General features: G+C 68.2%; 13 protein-coding genes, 3 pseudogenes and 1 CRISPR repeat array (1 of these 17 cut by a window edge). Of the genes and pseudogenes, 7 read left to right on the top strand and 9 right to left on the bottom strand.

Annotated features, from left to right (window positions below; genetic code table 11):
• Positions 1 to 6 precede the first annotated feature (6 nt).
• A complete protein-coding gene (locus ACFYO5_RS36115) occupies positions 7 to 2,454 on the top strand; it encodes a UvrD-helicase domain-containing protein (protein WP_388717473.1) in 2,448 nt (815 codons plus the stop codon).
• Positions 2,455 to 2,599: 145 nt separating this feature from the next.
• Complete coding sequence (locus tag ACFYO5_RS36110; protein ID WP_388717470.1) at positions 2,600 to 3,235, top strand: hypothetical protein; 636 nt, start codon at positions 2,600 to 2,602, stop codon at positions 3,233 to 3,235.
• A gap of 86 nt (positions 3,236 to 3,321) precedes the next feature.
• Here the strand turns inward: ACFYO5_RS36110 and ACFYO5_RS36105 are convergent, their stop codons facing one another.
• Genes ACFYO5_RS36105 through ACFYO5_RS36095 form a run of 3 tightly spaced genes read right to left on the bottom strand, consistent with a single transcriptional unit; the run spans position 3,322 to position 6,370 of the window.
• A complete protein-coding gene (locus tag ACFYO5_RS36105) occupies positions 3,322 to 3,723 on the bottom strand; it encodes a DUF6009 family protein (RefSeq protein WP_388717467.1) in 402 nt (133 codons plus the stop codon).
• Positions 3,720 to 5,261, bottom strand: a complete 1,542-nt coding sequence (locus ACFYO5_RS36100; RefSeq protein ID WP_388717464.1) for a phage/plasmid primase, P4 family — start codon at positions 5,259 to 5,261, stop codon at positions 3,720 to 3,722. Before ACFYO5_RS36100 ends, ACFYO5_RS36105 begins: the two co-directional genes overlap by 4 nt.
• Entirely contained in the window at positions 5,258 to 6,370 is a 1,113-nt protein-coding gene (locus tag ACFYO5_RS36095) for a bifunctional DNA primase/polymerase (protein ID WP_388717461.1), read from the bottom strand. The genes ACFYO5_RS36100 and ACFYO5_RS36095 overlap by 4 nt, the downstream gene beginning before the upstream one ends.
• 502 nt (positions 6,371 to 6,872) lie before the next feature.
• Here ACFYO5_RS36095 and ACFYO5_RS36090 point away from each other — a divergent pair.
• Positions 6,873 to 7,221 (top strand): annotated as a pseudogene (locus tag ACFYO5_RS36090) (transposase); the annotation flags it as partial.
• On the opposite strand, the gene ACFYO5_RS36085 reads toward ACFYO5_RS36090, so the two are convergent.
• The 5 genes and pseudogenes from ACFYO5_RS36085 to ACFYO5_RS36065 form a co-directional block, all read right to left on the bottom strand.
• Entirely contained in the window at positions 7,220 to 7,423 is a 204-nt protein-coding gene (locus ACFYO5_RS36085; protein ID WP_388717458.1) for a hypothetical protein, read from the bottom strand. The pseudogene ACFYO5_RS36090 and the gene ACFYO5_RS36085 sit on opposite strands and share 2 nt — an antisense overlap.
• 125 nt (positions 7,424 to 7,548) lie before the next feature.
• Positions 7,549 to 8,625: a hypothetical protein gene (locus ACFYO5_RS36080; protein WP_388717455.1), complete on the bottom strand. Its 1,077-nt coding sequence runs from the start codon at positions 8,623 to 8,625 to the stop codon at positions 7,549 to 7,551.
• Positions 8,626 to 9,355: 730 nt separating this feature from the next.
• The gene (locus ACFYO5_RS36075) at positions 9,356 to 9,619 is read right to left on the bottom strand and encodes a hypothetical protein (protein WP_388717452.1); all 264 of its coding nucleotides are present in this window, start codon (positions 9,617 to 9,619) and stop codon (positions 9,356 to 9,358) included.
• A 52-nt stretch (positions 9,620 to 9,671) separates the two neighbouring features.
• Positions 9,672 to 9,863: pseudogene (locus ACFYO5_RS36070) on the bottom strand (IS5/IS1182 family transposase); the annotation flags it as partial.
• Positions 9,853 to 10,785 carry a LysR family transcriptional regulator gene (locus ACFYO5_RS36065; protein WP_388717449.1) on the bottom strand — a complete coding sequence of 311 codons (933 nt, stop codon included), beginning with the start codon at positions 10,783 to 10,785 and terminating at the stop codon, positions 9,853 to 9,855. The pseudogene ACFYO5_RS36070 and the gene ACFYO5_RS36065, both read right to left, overlap by 11 nt.
• Before the next feature lie 167 nt (positions 10,786 to 10,952).
• Between ACFYO5_RS36065 and ACFYO5_RS36060 the strand changes: the two genes are divergently transcribed.
• From ACFYO5_RS36060 to ACFYO5_RS36045, 4 genes and pseudogenes are all read left to right on the top strand, one after another.
• Positions 10,953 to 11,921, top strand: coding sequence for a DMT family transporter (locus ACFYO5_RS36060; protein ID WP_388717446.1), 969 nt, complete (start codon positions 10,953 to 10,955; stop codon positions 11,919 to 11,921).
• Positions 11,852 to 12,259 (top strand): hypothetical protein, encoded by a 408-nt coding sequence (locus ACFYO5_RS36055; protein ID WP_388717443.1) that lies wholly within the window; start codon positions 11,852 to 11,854, stop codon positions 12,257 to 12,259. Before ACFYO5_RS36060 ends, ACFYO5_RS36055 begins: the two co-directional genes overlap by 70 nt.
• A 184-nt stretch (positions 12,260 to 12,443) precedes the next feature.
• A complete protein-coding gene (locus tag ACFYO5_RS36050) occupies positions 12,444 to 12,692 on the top strand; it encodes a hypothetical protein (protein WP_388717441.1) in 249 nt (82 codons plus the stop codon).
• A 480-nt stretch (positions 12,693 to 13,172) separates the two neighbouring features.
• Positions 13,173 to 13,337, top strand: a pseudogene (locus ACFYO5_RS36045) (response regulator); the annotation flags it as partial.
• Between the two features lie 179 nt (positions 13,338 to 13,516).
• Here the strand turns inward: ACFYO5_RS36045 and ACFYO5_RS36040 are convergent.
• Positions 13,517 to 13,711, bottom strand: coding sequence for a hypothetical protein (locus tag ACFYO5_RS36040; protein WP_388717438.1), 195 nt, complete (start codon positions 13,709 to 13,711; stop codon positions 13,517 to 13,519).
• Between the two features lie 493 nt (positions 13,712 to 14,204).
• Positions 14,205 to 14,954: a CRISPR direct-repeat array (repeat unit 29 nt; unit sequence GGGACCATCCCCGCGGGTGCGGGGAGCAG); it runs 622 nt beyond the window's last position.

Raw genomic sequence — 14,954 nt, 5'->3', positions numbered from 1 at the left:
TGTGGTGTGACTTTGAGGGCGACGGCTGAGCAGGAATCTGCCCGGGAGGCGTTTGCCGCGGGCCAGGACTTGGCGTTGGTGGCCGGCGCCGGTACAGGGAAGACGTCGACACTGGTGATGATGGGGTCGGCCACGCGCAGCCGGGGCTTGTACGTGGCCTTCAACAAACCGATCGCAGAGGAGGCCAAGGGCCGGTTCGGAAGGAATGTGGAGTGCCGTACGTCGCACTCGCTGGCCCACCGGGCGGTAGGTCGCCGGTTCCAGGACCGGCTTGATGCCTCACGCCACATGCCTTTGAAGCGTACGGCGCAGTTGCTGGGGTTGGACCGCGACCTGGCGGTGGGCAAGAGACGGCTGCGGGCGACGACCCAGGCCCGGCTCGTGATGGAGATGGTCCGCCGCTTCTGCTACAGCACGGATGAACAGGTGGCGGCCCGGCACCTCGGGCCGGTGAACGGGCTCGATGATCAAGGTGCGCAGTATCTGGCGCAAGTGCTGCTGAAGAGGGCTCAGTGGGCGTGGGAAGACATTTGTTCACCCGAAGGGAAGTTGCCGTTCCAGCACGACCACTACCTCAAAATGTGGGCGCTCACGCGACCGCGTCTGCCGGCGGACTTCGTGCTCCTGGACGAGGCGCAGGACACCAACCCGGTCCTGGAGGAGATCTTCCTGGCCCAGGATGCGCAGCGGGTGTGTGTCGGGGACCCGGCGCAGCAGATCTATGAGTGGCGCCATGCCAAGGACATCATGAGCAGTTTTCCGGGGCAGCGGCTGGAGCTGACGCAGTCGTTCAGGTTCGGGCCAGCGATCGCACAGGTGGCGAACCGGTGGTTGCGGGCGGCGTCATCGACGATGCAGCTGACCGGACGCGCCGACGGGACTTCGAGTCTGGGACGGGTGGAGATCCCCGATGCCGTGTTGTGCCGGGGGAACGCCGACGCGCTCGCTGAAGTACTGCGCTTCCTTGAGCAGGGGGTGCCTGTCGCGCTGGTCGGCGGCGGTAAACCGCTGCTGAAGATCGCTGAGGCGGCCATCGATCTGCAGGCCGGCCGGCGGACCTCGCACCAGGAGCTGTTCCTGTTCTCCTCCTGGGGTGAGGTGCAGGAGTACGCCGAGCAGGACTCCGCCGCAGCTGAGCTGAAGGCGATCGTGGAACTGGTCGACACCTATGGGCCGCAGCAGATCATCGCGGCCGTCCAGCGCATGGTCGACGAGGACCAGGCGCGGGTGGTGGTGTCCACTGTGCACAAGGCCAAGGGCCGTGAATGGGGGCGGGTGCGGATCGGGGACGGGTTCACGCCACCGGCCGACGGACCCGGGCCACGTGGAGTGCAGCCAGCCGAGGCGCGCCTGATCTACGTGGCGGTGACGCGAGCTCGCGAGGTACTGGACACGACTGGGATTCAGTGGGCTGAAGCCCAGATCCGGGATGTCTCGCGTGCCTCACTGACGAGGACGCCGGAAGGTGTGCCGCTGGCAGTGCTGCCGCTGACGGGGCAACTCCAGTACCCGCGCTCGCCGATGTCCGTGTTCCTGAGCCGGCATCTGCCGCGTACCGAGCAGGTCGTCCGCTCGTACCTGCAGCAGTCGCGGAGCTTCCCGCCCGCGGTGCAGCCTATGGACGAGCGGCGCCCCGACTACGCAGCGCTCGGGCACACCATCGACTACCGCCTCCGGCTCAGCCTGGGGCACGGCCCCGGAGACGCGGTCGCCACGGGAGTTCGTCTTCTCGGCAGCCCCCTCACGCTCGAGGGCGCTCCCACCGCTGAAGTGCGTGCCGCCCTGCACACGGCCGGCACCCAACTGCTTGCCCGCCTTCAGGACCACCTGGAAGGCGGGCTGCATCTGGGCGAGGAGGAGCTGACCCGGCTGTGTCACGTGGCAGGCTTCTATGAAGCCGTCTACCGAAATGGCGTCTTCTCCAGGCGCCGGAACCTGCTCGCACAGGCCGACGCACGCACCACCCTGAATCATCTGACCGCAGCAGTACCGGCCTACGTGCTGGAAGACATCGCCGAACAGACGGAACTCGCCGAACAACCTTTCGCACCGTTCAGGCAATTGCCGGCAGAACAACGAGTGTGCGGGCCGGTGTTCGCCGGCAGCGCGGACCTGGGCGGGGCCGACGCGGACTTCATCGTCGGAGGACTACTGGTCGACTGCAAGGCCACCATCCGTCCCCACACCATCCACCGCTCCGCCGTACAGCAACTCGCCGGATATCTGCTGCTCGACTACGACAACACGTACGGCATCGACCGGGTCGGCCTCTACCTCTCCCGCCAGGGTGCCCTGATCACGTGGACCGTACCCGAGTTCCTCGCAGCCCTGGACGCTCGCGTCCCACTGCCCCAACTGCGGGCCCTTCTGCGCAATCACCTCCGCCAGGCGAAGCACTCACCGCCAGCAACCGGACCAGGGTCACTACCAACCGCCTCCGTGGGCCCTTACTGACCCGTGAACGAGCCAGACTGCGGGACTGCGGCAGGCGAGTGGATGCAGACAGTAAAAGCACGATTACGTTACAGAATCAGGAGAGGATGAAACGCGCCAAGGTGGGGTGGAACACTTGCGCCTTAATCGCTGATCGGGGGATTCCATGACGTTTCCCAGCCCGCCGCCTGCGCCACCTCAGGGTGCGCCGCGTGTCAAGAAGTCACCTGAGCACTGGACAGCGGTTGCCGCCCTCATCACCGCCGTGACCGGTGTCGTCACCTTCCTCGTCGGCTTCATCGGCCTGCCGGCCGCTGGCGTGAACTCCCCCACCGCAGGCACCGCGACCGTCACGACGACCGTGACAACAACACCCACGGTCACCCGTGGCAGCTCCGTACCTACCCCTAACGCCGATGCGTCTCCCTCAACATCCAGGCCCCCATCCGAGTACTGGTCCGGTCCGTTGCTTGTGACGAGCGGCTTTGGCTTCGACCTCGACCTCGTGCCGCCCGAGCAAACCACGGGCACCATGGCTGCGGATTTTTCACTGAGCGTGACGGAGGACGGCAAGGCCGCATTTACGTACTACACCATGGCTGTAGTACCTGAGGGGCAGAACCCAAGCCCTGAGCAATGCGCCCTTCTGGCAAAGACACAAGGGCTGGGCGACTCCAGCGTCCCAGTCGGCCGCAGCTCATGCTTGATCACAGGGGAAGGACGGCCCGCGCTCGTCAGCGTAACCGCAGTCACCAGCGGGACGGTAAGCCTGAACGCCCGCGTCTGGAACACGCCCCAATAGCACCAGATGCACCCCCACGTTGGGCGGCCTTCCGTCGTAGTGGCGGAGGCTCGACTACCGCCGACTGGGGGTCAGTTCTCAGTGAGTCACAGCGGCAGCGTTATGCCGAGTTCCTGCATCGCTGTCGACGGGGGGCCGCCTTCGGAGCGTTCGGTCTTATAGCCCTTGACTCGTGGTTGCAGGGTGCGGGGGTCCACGGCTTCGGCGGGCGCGCTTCTTGCGTAGAGGCCTTCGGGCTGGCTGTCGCGGTCATGGGGCAGGAGCCAGAAGACACGACGACGGAAGGTGCCAGAAGCTCGGGAGGGTTTGGCGGTGGGACCCAGGAGGGCGTAGCCGACCATGCGGCCGTCCCGGTGGTAGGCGGGCTTGCCCTTGCGGGTGGGCAGCCTGTCCAGACTCTGGCGGACGTAGTCGAGGTCGTCGACGGGCTCCAGCCACAGGATGTCGGCTTCGTGGCTGATCTCGTCCTCGGTGATTAGGGAGCTCATGTGCGTTCCCTCTCCTGGTCGGTGAGCAGTCCGATGCCGGGGTAGTGCTTGCGCTGGTTTGACAGGATCATCTGCTTGGGCGAGGCCAGCCCCACGAGTTCCCGCGTACGGGCGGCGAACGCCCGTGAAGACATGGCCGGTGCGCCTTCATTCTGGCACCAGGTGCGGTACACGGCGTAGAGGGCGGTCTGTTCGGCGCGCAGGTCGGGGCCGAGGGTGCAGCACTCTTCGTAGAAGCGGCCGGTGTGGTCTTCGGTTTCGGCGTAGGCACTGGTGGCGATGCGGACGCGTTCGGGGCCGGTGAGGTCGCGGTCCCCGGCGAGGTAGCGGCGGGCACCGTCTACGAGCCAGGCAAGGATTCCGGGGCCTTCCTCGGTCACGAGGATGTCGGCCAGGTTGTCAATTTTGCGGTGGTCGGGGACGACGCGTTCGAAGGGGATTAGACGCATGCGGCGCCAGAACGCAAAGCCGCCGGTGCCGACTTCGGGGCGGTGGTTGCCCAGCAGCCAGAGTTTGTGAGTGGGGTTGAAACCGAAGAAGTCCTGGCGCATGCGGCGGGCTTTGATGCGGTCGCCACCGGTGAGCAGCTTGACGCGACCCTCGTCGAACTTGTCGCCGGGCTTGACCTCGGAGCAGACGATGACACGCCGGCCGTGGAGTTCGGCGAGATCGGTGGGGTGGCCTTCGTAGGGGCGGGCCATGAGGAAGCCGGGCGGGGCGGCGTCCGCGTAGTCACCGAGGAGCTTCATCAGGACATCGAGGAGGACGGATTTGCCGTTCTTGCCGGAGCCGAAGAGGAAGGGCAGGACCTGGCCGCCGACGTCGCCGGTGACGGAGTAGCCCAGCAGCAGCTGCAGGTAGGTGATCATCTGTTGGTCTTCGGGGTCGGCGCCGAAGGTGTCAGTCAGGAAGCGCTGCCAGCGCGGGGTGGGCAAGGGCTGCGGTCCGACGGTGGTGGAGCGGGAGTGAAAGTCCTTGTTCGGGTCGGGGGTTTTGACCAGTCCGGTGCGCAGGTCGACGATGCCGTCTGGGGTGCATAGCGCGTAGGGGTCGGCGTCCAGGAGGGCGGCGTTAAGGACCATGCCGGGGGCTGACTTGGCCTGGGCGAGCATGGCGTTGATGCCGGTGGTGGACAGGGCGCGGCGGCGGTGGGATTGCAGGGCCTGGGTGGTGAACAGTCCGCGGGGGTCGTGGGCGGCGATGGCTTCGGCGAGGTCGCCGGCCGCCCATAGGACGGTGTCGTCCTCGTCGATCTGCCAGCGGGTGGTGTCCCACCGGTACCAGCCGATGCCGGGCACGTGGCGGTAGTCGTTGGCGTACAGCTTGACGAACAGTTTGGCGTTGCCGCGGTCGGTGAGGGTGTCGGGCAGTAGTCCGGCGGGAGTTGCCTCGCCGGCGGCTGCGCGGGAGGCGTCCGCCTGCGCGGGCAGGGCGACGGTGGTGGACGGGGTGGGTCCTGGCTGGGCGCGGATCTGGGCGGCGACGGCTTCGGCGTCGAACTCGAAGAGGGTCTCGGTCTCGTGGCCGGGTGAGGTCATCGCGGGCCCCTTCGCAGGTGGAGGGGGTTTCGGCGGCCGGCGGTCAGACCACTGTTGATGATCTGCGCTGCGCGGCGCTCCTGTCCGGGGCGCGCCGCGGTCGCGGCGTCGGTGAGGGCGTGCTCGGCTTCTTGCTCGGTGAGGCGCCCGGCGGCGACGAGTCCGCCGAGGGTGTAGGCGGCACGGTTGAGGGCGTCGGAGAAGCCAGCGCCTTCACTGACCTGACCGCAGGCCTCGACGGGGGCCAGGACGGATGCCAGCATGCGCTCAGTGCTGTGTTGGCCGCCGCCTGCTGCCAGCACGGCCTGTAGGGCACGGGGCGGGACCGGCCGGGGGGCGGGGATGCTGGGGGCGGGAAGGTGGCCGGTGCGCTCGAGTTCCTGGGCCAGCCAGATGGGCAGGGCTGCCGGCTCGCGGACACTGTCGAGCGGGGTGTAGGTGCCGTTGCGGGTGGTAGTGCCTGGGGCGATGATGTAGCCGCCGTGCGCGCGGACATCGACCTGCCAGGCCAGCGCGGTTCCTTGACTGGAGCCGGCCGAGCAGCGCCAGCGACGGTTGTCCTCCGCTCGGTACCAGACGTGCAGGCCGCCCGAAGGGGTACGGACCCTCAGCGTGGTGTCGTCTTCGGCAGGGCTGCTCTGGCCGCGCAGGGCGGCCAGGACGGCAAGGGTGTGGAATCCGTTGGCCAGGCCGGTCAGATCAACGTGGTCACCGATCGGGATGCCGGGCAGGATCCGGTCCCGGGTGGGCGGCTGTGTGGAGTGGGCGTCGATGTCGATGACGACCAGGCCGGCCGGGCCGCAGGCAATTCCAACCCCGAACTCCGGGTGGGCGCCCCACCACGCCGAGATGCGGCGCTGGTCGAGAGTGGCGGCGTAGAAGCCGTGGCACCAGCGGCCTGCCGACAGACACGGGCACTCGGCGGGCCGGTGGGGCGTCGTTCTGCATCGGGTGCAGTTGGCGGCCGGCGTCTTGCGGCCTGCAGCAAGGGGGTGCACGGGCCAGCCGCGGCGTGCGCACCAGCTGGCGGTGGCCAAGGAGGCAGCGACTGAAGGCTCAGGGGCGCTCTGCCATGAGTCGCTGTCAGAAAAGCGCAGCTCAGTAGGCATTCACACCCCCTATCAGCGACCGAAGCGACTCAACGACGGACACAGCGTAGCGAACGTGGCCCGAGAGGTCTTGCAGCACAGGCAAACGAACACAGATGCCGTGTCGATGACGCGACCGGCTGGGCTAAGCAGCGACTCAACGCAACGGCCAGCGACTGAGACCCATTCGGTCGCTGCCTGAACGATCTAAGAAAACAGCAGGTGACAAGCCATCACACACCCAAAACAGCGACTGAAGCGACTGAAGCTTCCTATATATGACACACACGCACACACAAGAACGGACTCATATACCCCACATCTGAGTCGCTTCAGTCGCTGCCGCCCCCCCACCACTGGCCTGACCTGCATGTTCACTCGGACCAAGAGCAGCGACCGGAGAGACGCTGGGTAGCTGAGCTTCAGTCGCTGCCTCTGTAAGCCCCACAGCGACCGAAGCGACTGAAGCGACCCAACGACTGACATCAAGCACACAACCACGGCTGGAGGGTCACGGTGCAGTCCGGAGGTCCTGGTCGTGCTGGACGCCGGATACGACGCCCAGCGCATCGCCCATCTGCTGGGTGACCTGCCCGTCGAGATCCTCGGCCGACTCCGTTTCGACCGGGTGGTGCGGCGTCCGGCACCCTCCCGCAAGGAGTTCAGCCTGGCCAACCCAAAGGGAGGCCGGCCGCCCAAGCACGGCGGCGAGTTCGTCTTCGGCGCCTCCGCAACCTGGGGCGCCGAGCAGGCCGTGACGGCCACGGACACCCGCCTCTATGGGAAGGCGACCGCGCGAGCGTGGGATCGGCTGCACCCGCGGCTGACCCGCCCGGGCTGCATGGTTCGATCACGACGGGCCGCTGCCCATCAGTCTCCGGCCGGGGTGAGGAAGCCGGCGACCGCCCTGCCCGAGGCCTGCGGGAGCGTCGTGCTGCGCACGACGTAGCGCAGGCGCCCGTCGGTGTCGTACCGGCCCAGTAGCAGCGTGCGCGGAGCCGCCGGAGAGCCGGTGAACGCCCCAACGATGGCGTCTTCGGTGCGCCGGGCCTTGTACTTCCTCCAAGCCCTCACGGTTGGACTGCCCCAGGTTGAACGAATGTGTCCGTGAGGCGTGGGACGATCTTGTGACGAACCGGTCAGGGGCGATCAGTCCCCAGGAGCTCCGTCTACAGGATGGTGTGTGACAGGCCGACAGTTCACTGGATCAGGTCTGTGTGTGGATGTTCGGGGGAGGCCGGACAGACGTAGATCTGCATGTTGTCCGTGCTGCCTACTTCTACCCTCGTCGGCTGCGAGGGGTACCGGCCCGGGCGGCGAGCGCCAGCGAGGGCGGTAGCCTGCTCTTCCTGCGGCGCCCAGCTGCGACCTTCACCGCCGTTCCACTCTCGGGAAGCAATCGTCAGCAGCGGGACCATCCGCACCTCGCACACAGCGCAGTACCTGGAGTTCGGGTCGGTGCGGCCCCAAGGGGGCCAGCCACCGACCTTCCAGCCGGGTGCGTTGCCCAGGTGAATAGAATAGAAGTCGCGCGGATACTGCGCGTAGGAGCTGTCCACGTCGGCACCGGCTGCCTGCCACCTGTTCCAGTCCTCCAGCATCCGCTGCAGCTCCGGGCTCAGATCCAGGCTATTGGGGTACTCGGTGATCGCTTCTGGCGCCAGCACGCACGGCTCTGGCACGTAACCCGGATAGTCCGCCTCGTACGGTTCCGGTGGTGTGGCGAGGATGTCGCCGACCTCCGCGGCCGACCGCCAGAACAGTGCGGTCGACGGCTTGTAGTCCGGTTCGTGTTCGTACGGGCACCAGAGAACCTGAAGCAGATCGGCCTGCCCGGGCGGCCGCAACAGGGGTATGACACGCAGGAACAGCTGAGCCACGGGCAACAGCGGGACCGGGCATTCAGCGGGCCAAGGACGGCTGGCGTCGAGCCGTTCAGCGAGTCGTGCGGCAGCGCGTTCCTTGAGCGCTTCCTCTTCGAGCGTGTAAGCGGGAGGCCGGTCATCAGGGCGCCACCGGGACTGCAAGCGTCTCTGGAGCCGCACTTCGGTCAGTGACTCACGGAATCCAGTGTCCACGTGCAGATGCACGTCCTCGCAGTGCGGCCATGGCTCCCCTGCCGGCCACAGCAATGGCCCGCCGACCGAGCTGTCCCTGACCGAAGGCGACCCCGGACGTGGATGCAACCGGATGGCAGGTCGCGCCAACGGGGCCAACTCGGGGAAGATCTCGGTCACCTGGACGGGCCGCGGCGGAGTAGTACGTACGAAAACCATGCCGGTGATCCTGCCACCAGCCACCGACAGTGCCCTGCCGCCTCAGCCCGCGTCACTGCTCAACCGGCCACAACGCCCACCAACCCCGGCCACTGACAACAAGCCTGCCTCTGTGGCAACTATCGTGCTTCGGCTCAACGAATAAGGTTTATAGCAGGCTCTGAATTCTGGGTGTCAGGACTCAAAATCTATCGACCGCGCGTGCGCGAAATCCGCTCGGAGGCCGTCGGCGCGGGTGCCTCACTCCGTGAAATACGACTCGTTGATGGCCTCCACGATCGGATGCAGGTCTTCCTCTGTCGCACCGGCCTCCTGGAGCTGGAGGATCTGCGCTGCGCTCCGCCCGCTTGAGGTCGTCCAGGACCCTGTTGCGGCGCGGGCCAGCGGCTGCTGACCGGGGCGGGAGCGCGGCCGGTGCGGTCCGGTCCGCGGTCTCGTCGTCGGGCTGCTCACGACATTGGAGCAGCCGAGTGTGTGCACCGACGGCCGTCTGAAGGGAGACGTACTACCTGCCCTTGGCCAGCTTGCCCCGACCGAGGTTTCCATTCTCCGCCGGCCAGCGGCGGCGAAAATACCGTCGGCTCAGGCCGTGGACCGCAGCGCAGTCGACTGCGGAATGATCGGATCGCCCTCTTGGGCCGCACTTCTTGCTGGCCCGGCACAGGAGGCGGCGGCCTCTGTGGCAGCAGCACTGGACGGCGGCGCTAGGGCAGGGCTCATGTACGTGAGGTCAATGAGCACCGATCTCAGGATCGGTGCTCATTGACCTCACGTACATGAGTTTTGGTTCTCCGAGCAGTTCAGGTCGCGCGGCGCAGGGGACGACGACGTCCTCGCCCGTGCTTTTCGCGCTCAGCCGGTAGTAGCTGATGTGTGCGAGGCGCTCGGATTCCTCGAGCCATCCGGCTTCCACGACCTGGCGTCGGGTGCGGGAGAAGACGGTCGGAGACATGCCGACGAGCTTGGCGAGGTTGGCGCCGAGGCCTTGGGTCATCAGAGAGCCTCGGTTCCCGTGTCATGCAGGATCAGACCTCGCTCCCCTATAGCTATGGACCTCTGTGTGATTGAGAGGTCGTTTTCGCCCGTTGTTTCATCCCGATATAGGTGCATGGTGGCTTCCTTCGGGTGCGCCAGGAAATGGTGTTCTCACCGGTAAGACGGCGGTCCATGAGGTCGGTCATGGCGATATGGATCACGGCTTCGGAGCGGGTGGGCAGGGTTTCATAGTCACGGGCCATCGATTGTGCTGGCCGCGGCACCTGTGCCGACTGTGCCGGCCGCCTCCCGCAGTGCGTCCACCAGGCCGCGCAGCGCGGGCTGCTCCGGTGCGGTGCGGCGGGCCGCGGCGGAGATGACGCGCACCGGCTCGGGATTGCGGACCTCGCGCACGACCACGCCTGGGTGCGGGGTACGCAGCCCCAACCGAGGCATCAGACCGATGCCGAGGCCGGCCGCCACGAAGCCCTGCGCGGTCGCGTAGTCCTCGGTCTGGATTACGAAGTCGGGACTGAAGCCCGCCGCCGCACAGGAGTCGAGCACCGGTTCGAGACAGGGTCCTGGCGGCTCGCTGCCCACCCACTGTTCGCCGGCGAGCTCGTTCAGGTTGATCACCTGCCGCTCGGCGAGCGGGTGGTCGGCGGGCAGTACGGCGGCATACGGGTCGTCCAGGAGATGGACGAGACGGATGGAGCCGTCGCCGGTCCTGTCCCGGGCCTGTACGACCACGGCCAGGTCGGCCCGCCCCTTGACCACCTCGTGGAACGGGTCCTCGGCGTCGGCGAGTTCGAGGTCGATCCGTACGCCGGGGTGTTCGAGCCGGAGCCGGGCCAGCGCGGGCGCGACCAGCGTGGACCCCGCCGTGGCGAAGTAGCGGACCGAGAGGCGGCCGGTCCGCCCGGCCCGCAGATCGGCCAGGGCCGTCTCCGCCTGGGAGACGGCCGCGCTGATCAGACCCGCGTGCTCGGTGAGCAGCAGACCCGCAGCGGTGGGCCTGACCCCCCGGCCGACCCGCTCCAGGAGCGCCGTACCCGCCTGTTTCTCCAGAGCCGCCACCTGCTGGCTGACGGCGGAAGGGGTGTAACCGAGATGGGCTGCGGCAGCCGTCACCGTGCCGCTGGTGACCACTGCGCGCAGGACCTGGAGGCGCCTCACATCAAGCATGCAGTGCAGCTTAACAAAAGGTGTAGAACCATTTGCTTGTCCTCAAAGCTTGGCTGGGGCACCTTCATAACAGGAATGCCGGACCAAGCCAGCCACGGACTAGACACAGATACGGAGACACCATCGTGAACAGTGGCAGCACGCAGAGTCTGAGAGGTGCGGCGCGAGTGGCCGTGCTCGCGCTGCTGTGGGGATCGACCTTCTTGTGGATCGAACTGGCGCTACGGGGGTTGTCCCCGCTCCAGGTCACACTCGCCCGCTGTGTGCTGGGTGCAGTCGTGCTCACCGGCGCGCTGTACGCCACCGGGCGGCGCCTGCCGACCGGCCGCACGGTCTGGCGGCACATCGCCGTCGCCGCCTTCTTCTGCAACGCCCTGCCGTTCGCCCTTTTCAGCATCGGCCAGCAGACCGTCGACTCGGGCCTGGCTGGCGTACTGAACGCGACGACCCCGTTCTTCTCCCTCGCCCTCGGGCTCGCCCTGGGCACCGAGCGCGGTCTGCGCCCGGTCCGGCTGGCCGGGCTGCTGCTCGGCTTCGGCGGGGTCGTGGTCATCTTCGCGCCCTGGGAGCGGTCGGGCTCGCTCGGCTGGGGCGCCCTCGCGATCCTCGGCGCCGCGGCCAGCTACGCCGTCGCCTTCGTCTACATGGGCCGCAACCTGGTCGGCCGGGGCATCCCGACCCTCTCCCTCTCCGCCGCCCAGCTGGTCGCGGCGACCGGGCTGACCGCCATGGCCGTGCCGGTCGGCGGCCTGGACGCGATCCACCTCAGCACGACGGCCCTGGTCGCGGTCCTGGTCCTCGGGGTCTTCAGCACCGGCGTCACCTTCCACCTCACCTACCGGATCATCGCGGCCGAGGGAGCCACCCAGGCCGCCGTGGTCGGCTACCTGCTGCCCGTGGTCTCCGTGGCGCTCGGCGCGGTCTTCCTGGGTGAGAGCGTCGGCCTCCGGGTCGCGGCCGGCATGGTCGTCGTCCTCGTCGGCGTCGGCCTGACCCGCCGCAAGGGCGCCCTGAAGCCGGCGCCGGCCGTTGAGGAGCCCGGATCCGCATCCCTAGGCTCCAATCCATGCGCACAGTGTTCGTGTTCCCCGCAGGTGAGCGAGCTGAGACCATCGCCGCACTTGATCGACACCTGAACCAGCAGCGCCATCCCTGGAGCCTGGACGGCAACCTCTACATCGACATCGACGATGAGCAGAACGGCTGCCTCTTCTCTGACTGGGAGCCCGACGACGTGACGGTCCTCGACGGGGCCGTCGGATTTCATCCCACCTGGGCGGTGCAGATTGACGGCACCGCAGAGGTTCACCAGCTGGTCGCGCTGCTACTCGAGCATGGAGGCGTGGCGATCGACGACTCCTCCGCCCACCCCTGGACCGTGCCGGAAATCCAGTCCGGAGCAGTGATCGACGGCGTGCGCTTCTTCGACTTCCGCGCCTACCACGAACTCAACCGGGAGCCGAAACGCTCCTGACCCAACGCGCACCCTCGTGCCGAACCGGTAGTTCGGAGAAGGGCCGCTATGCGGTAGCTGCAACACCCGCGAGGGCAAGGCCACGCCGCACTACTTCCTCCAGCTCGAAGGCGGCGCGCTGCACCTCCTGGAGTGCCGCGGCTGCCTCGAGCAACGGACCCTGCCGCGCCGGTTCCACCTGGACGTGGTCCGCGCGCTGGAGCAGACCGAGCGGCACGGGCACTGCCGCAGGCAGCCGTACGCCCGCGAGGTGGAGCACACGCACGGTGTGCACCGGTTCCAGCTGGAGTGCAGCGGCTGGCACGCGGTCAGCAACTGGACGAAGGACGTCACGGCGTCCGAGGTGGCCGCGCTCGTGCGGGCCTTCGTCGCCGCGTCCCTCGCCGCGCAGGAAGGCCGGCCTTCTCCCGGCACGGCCACGAGCGCGGGGTGACCGCCGCGCGGCGCTGTCGTTGAGCACGGCATGGCGTGCATGAACATCCACCCCCCGCGGATACGCGAGTGAGCCCGGACCACCTCGGTCCGGTGTGACTGAGAGCTTCAGTTGGCGAGTGTGCCGTACGCCGTCCAGATCAGGGTTGCTGGTCAGCACGCCGTGTGGGTGGGTGCCCCGGGCACGCGAGGTGATCCGCCGGATCGTCGATCTCGGCGGCCAGGCCACCTACGCCTCGGTGCAGCAGCACCTCGCCGGCGGTGGAGCGACGCCTCGGCCCGGCCAACTCCAGCAGTGCCTGGTCGATGGTATAGATGCGGGTCCGCTCGTCCCGCTGGAGGAGTTTCGCCTTCGCACCGACGCCGACGACCGCGCCCAGGTGCTGCGCGCCGACATCCGCACGGCGGGCGTAACGTACGCCGAACTCACCCTAGAACTCGCGCTCGCCTTCCACCACGCCGTCCTTGAGGCCCACGACGAATCCTGGAGCAGCAGCTGGCCGACGCCGACCATGTCTCCCGGCGATCCAGCGTCCGCGATGACGTCCTGGGCGATGCGCTGCTGGACCGGACACAGCGCATCGCCGACCTGGAGACGCGGCTCAACCAGCTGGAAGCCGACCGCATTGCGGAACAGAAGCGGGCAACGGGATCCGAACACTCCGCCCGCGGATACGCGGCCGGCGCCGTCGACTACATGGCCGTACACGAAGAAGGTACGCGGCCGGGCTTGCTTGCCCCGACACCGGCCGTGGTCTCGGCCTGTCTGCCGGACGGTCTGGCAGGAGGCAGCGGCCATTTCACCCTCTGCACGGCCGAGGCACATCAGTCCACCGAGTACGCCTTCTCGCCCACCATGAGGGGCGCGTCGGTGGGGCCCTTGATGTAGGGGCCGCGCCAGATCAGGCGGTGCTCCTGTGCGCTGGGGTACCACTGTCGGACCTTGTGCATCCGGACCGTCCATCGGTGGTGGTAGACCCGGCTCGTCTCGCCGTCCTCCACCGAACGCTGTGCGGGCACCTGGTTGGCGAGGCGGATGACCCGGACATCGGGGTCCGCCGGCTGTGCCCCAGGCCGGCTCCGGGGGGGGGGGGGGGGGGCTGTCCTCGCCGAGTTCCCGCGGGGCGCCCGAGGACTGTGACGCCCTGGTCGGCGAGCCGCCAGAAAGCGAACGCGTAGCGGGCGGAAAAGTCGTCGAAGGCGTCCTTGATCCGTCCGCCATCCCACTGCCCTTCCTCCGGCGGCAGTGTTCGGTACTGGGCGACCTTGTTCAGGATGGTATTGAGCCTGCGGTGCTCTTCGGAAATCTTGGTGTGCCGCTCGCTGCTCCCGGCGGAGAGGGCGTCGCCCCGGTTCTCCACGACGACCGGTTCCGGCAATACCAGTAGCCCCGTCGGCATGGGATGTCCCTGTCCTTGTCGAGGGTGCTGACGTCAGCGGGCTCCAGTGGCCCAGCGGCGGCTGCAGATGCCCGCGAGCAGCCCGACACCATCACCCTTGACGTCAACGGCGCGGGACCATCCCCGGAGGTGCGCGGAGCAGAAGCTGCCCTCGGTGGTGGAGCTGTCGGCGGAGGGACCATCCCCGCGGGTGCGGGAAGCAGGAACGCCCGGCGAGACAGCTCGCGCATCGCCCGGGGACCATCCCCGCGGGTGCGGGGAGCAGCACATTCCCCCCACCGGAGCGGACCGGGAGGTGGGACCATCCTCGCGGGTGCGGGGAGCAGAGCTTCATCTGGACCGTGCGCGGGCCGGTGTAGGGACCATCCCCGCGGGTGCGGGGAGCAGGAATCACGTCCGGCTCGCGCGGCGGATGGGCAGGGACCATCCCCGCGGGTGCGGGGAGCAGAGCACCTCGGACTTGTGCGCGCTGTGCTGGCTGGGACCATCCCCGCGGGTGCGGGGAGCAGCGCGGTGCGCCGGTCGGCGGCCACCCATCCGCAGGACCATCCCCGCGGGTGCGGGGAGCAGTTGAGCGCGCCGAGTTCCTGGCCGAGGCACTCGGGACCATCCCCGCGGGTGCGGGGAGCAGCCGGACGGAACCCTGTCCTGGGCTGATGGCGGGGGACCATCCCCGCGGGTGCGGGGAGCAGTCGGTGTCTCGTGCGGCAACACGCTCGTTCTCGGGACCATCCCCGCGGGTGCGGGGAGCAGCTGGCACCGTGTCAGTGCCCGCGGCTACCGTCGGGACCATCCCCGCGGGTGCGGGGAGCAGGCTGGGGTACCCGGTGCGCCGGAAGATCCGGCGGGACCATCCCCGCGGG

Source organism: Streptomyces sp. NPDC006259 (genome assembly GCF_042870975.1).
Lineage (GTDB): Bacteria > Actinomycetota > Actinomycetes > Streptomycetales > Streptomycetaceae > Streptomyces.
Note: the sequence above shows the minus strand (reverse complement) of the source record. Positions and strands in the feature narration are given on the sequence as shown.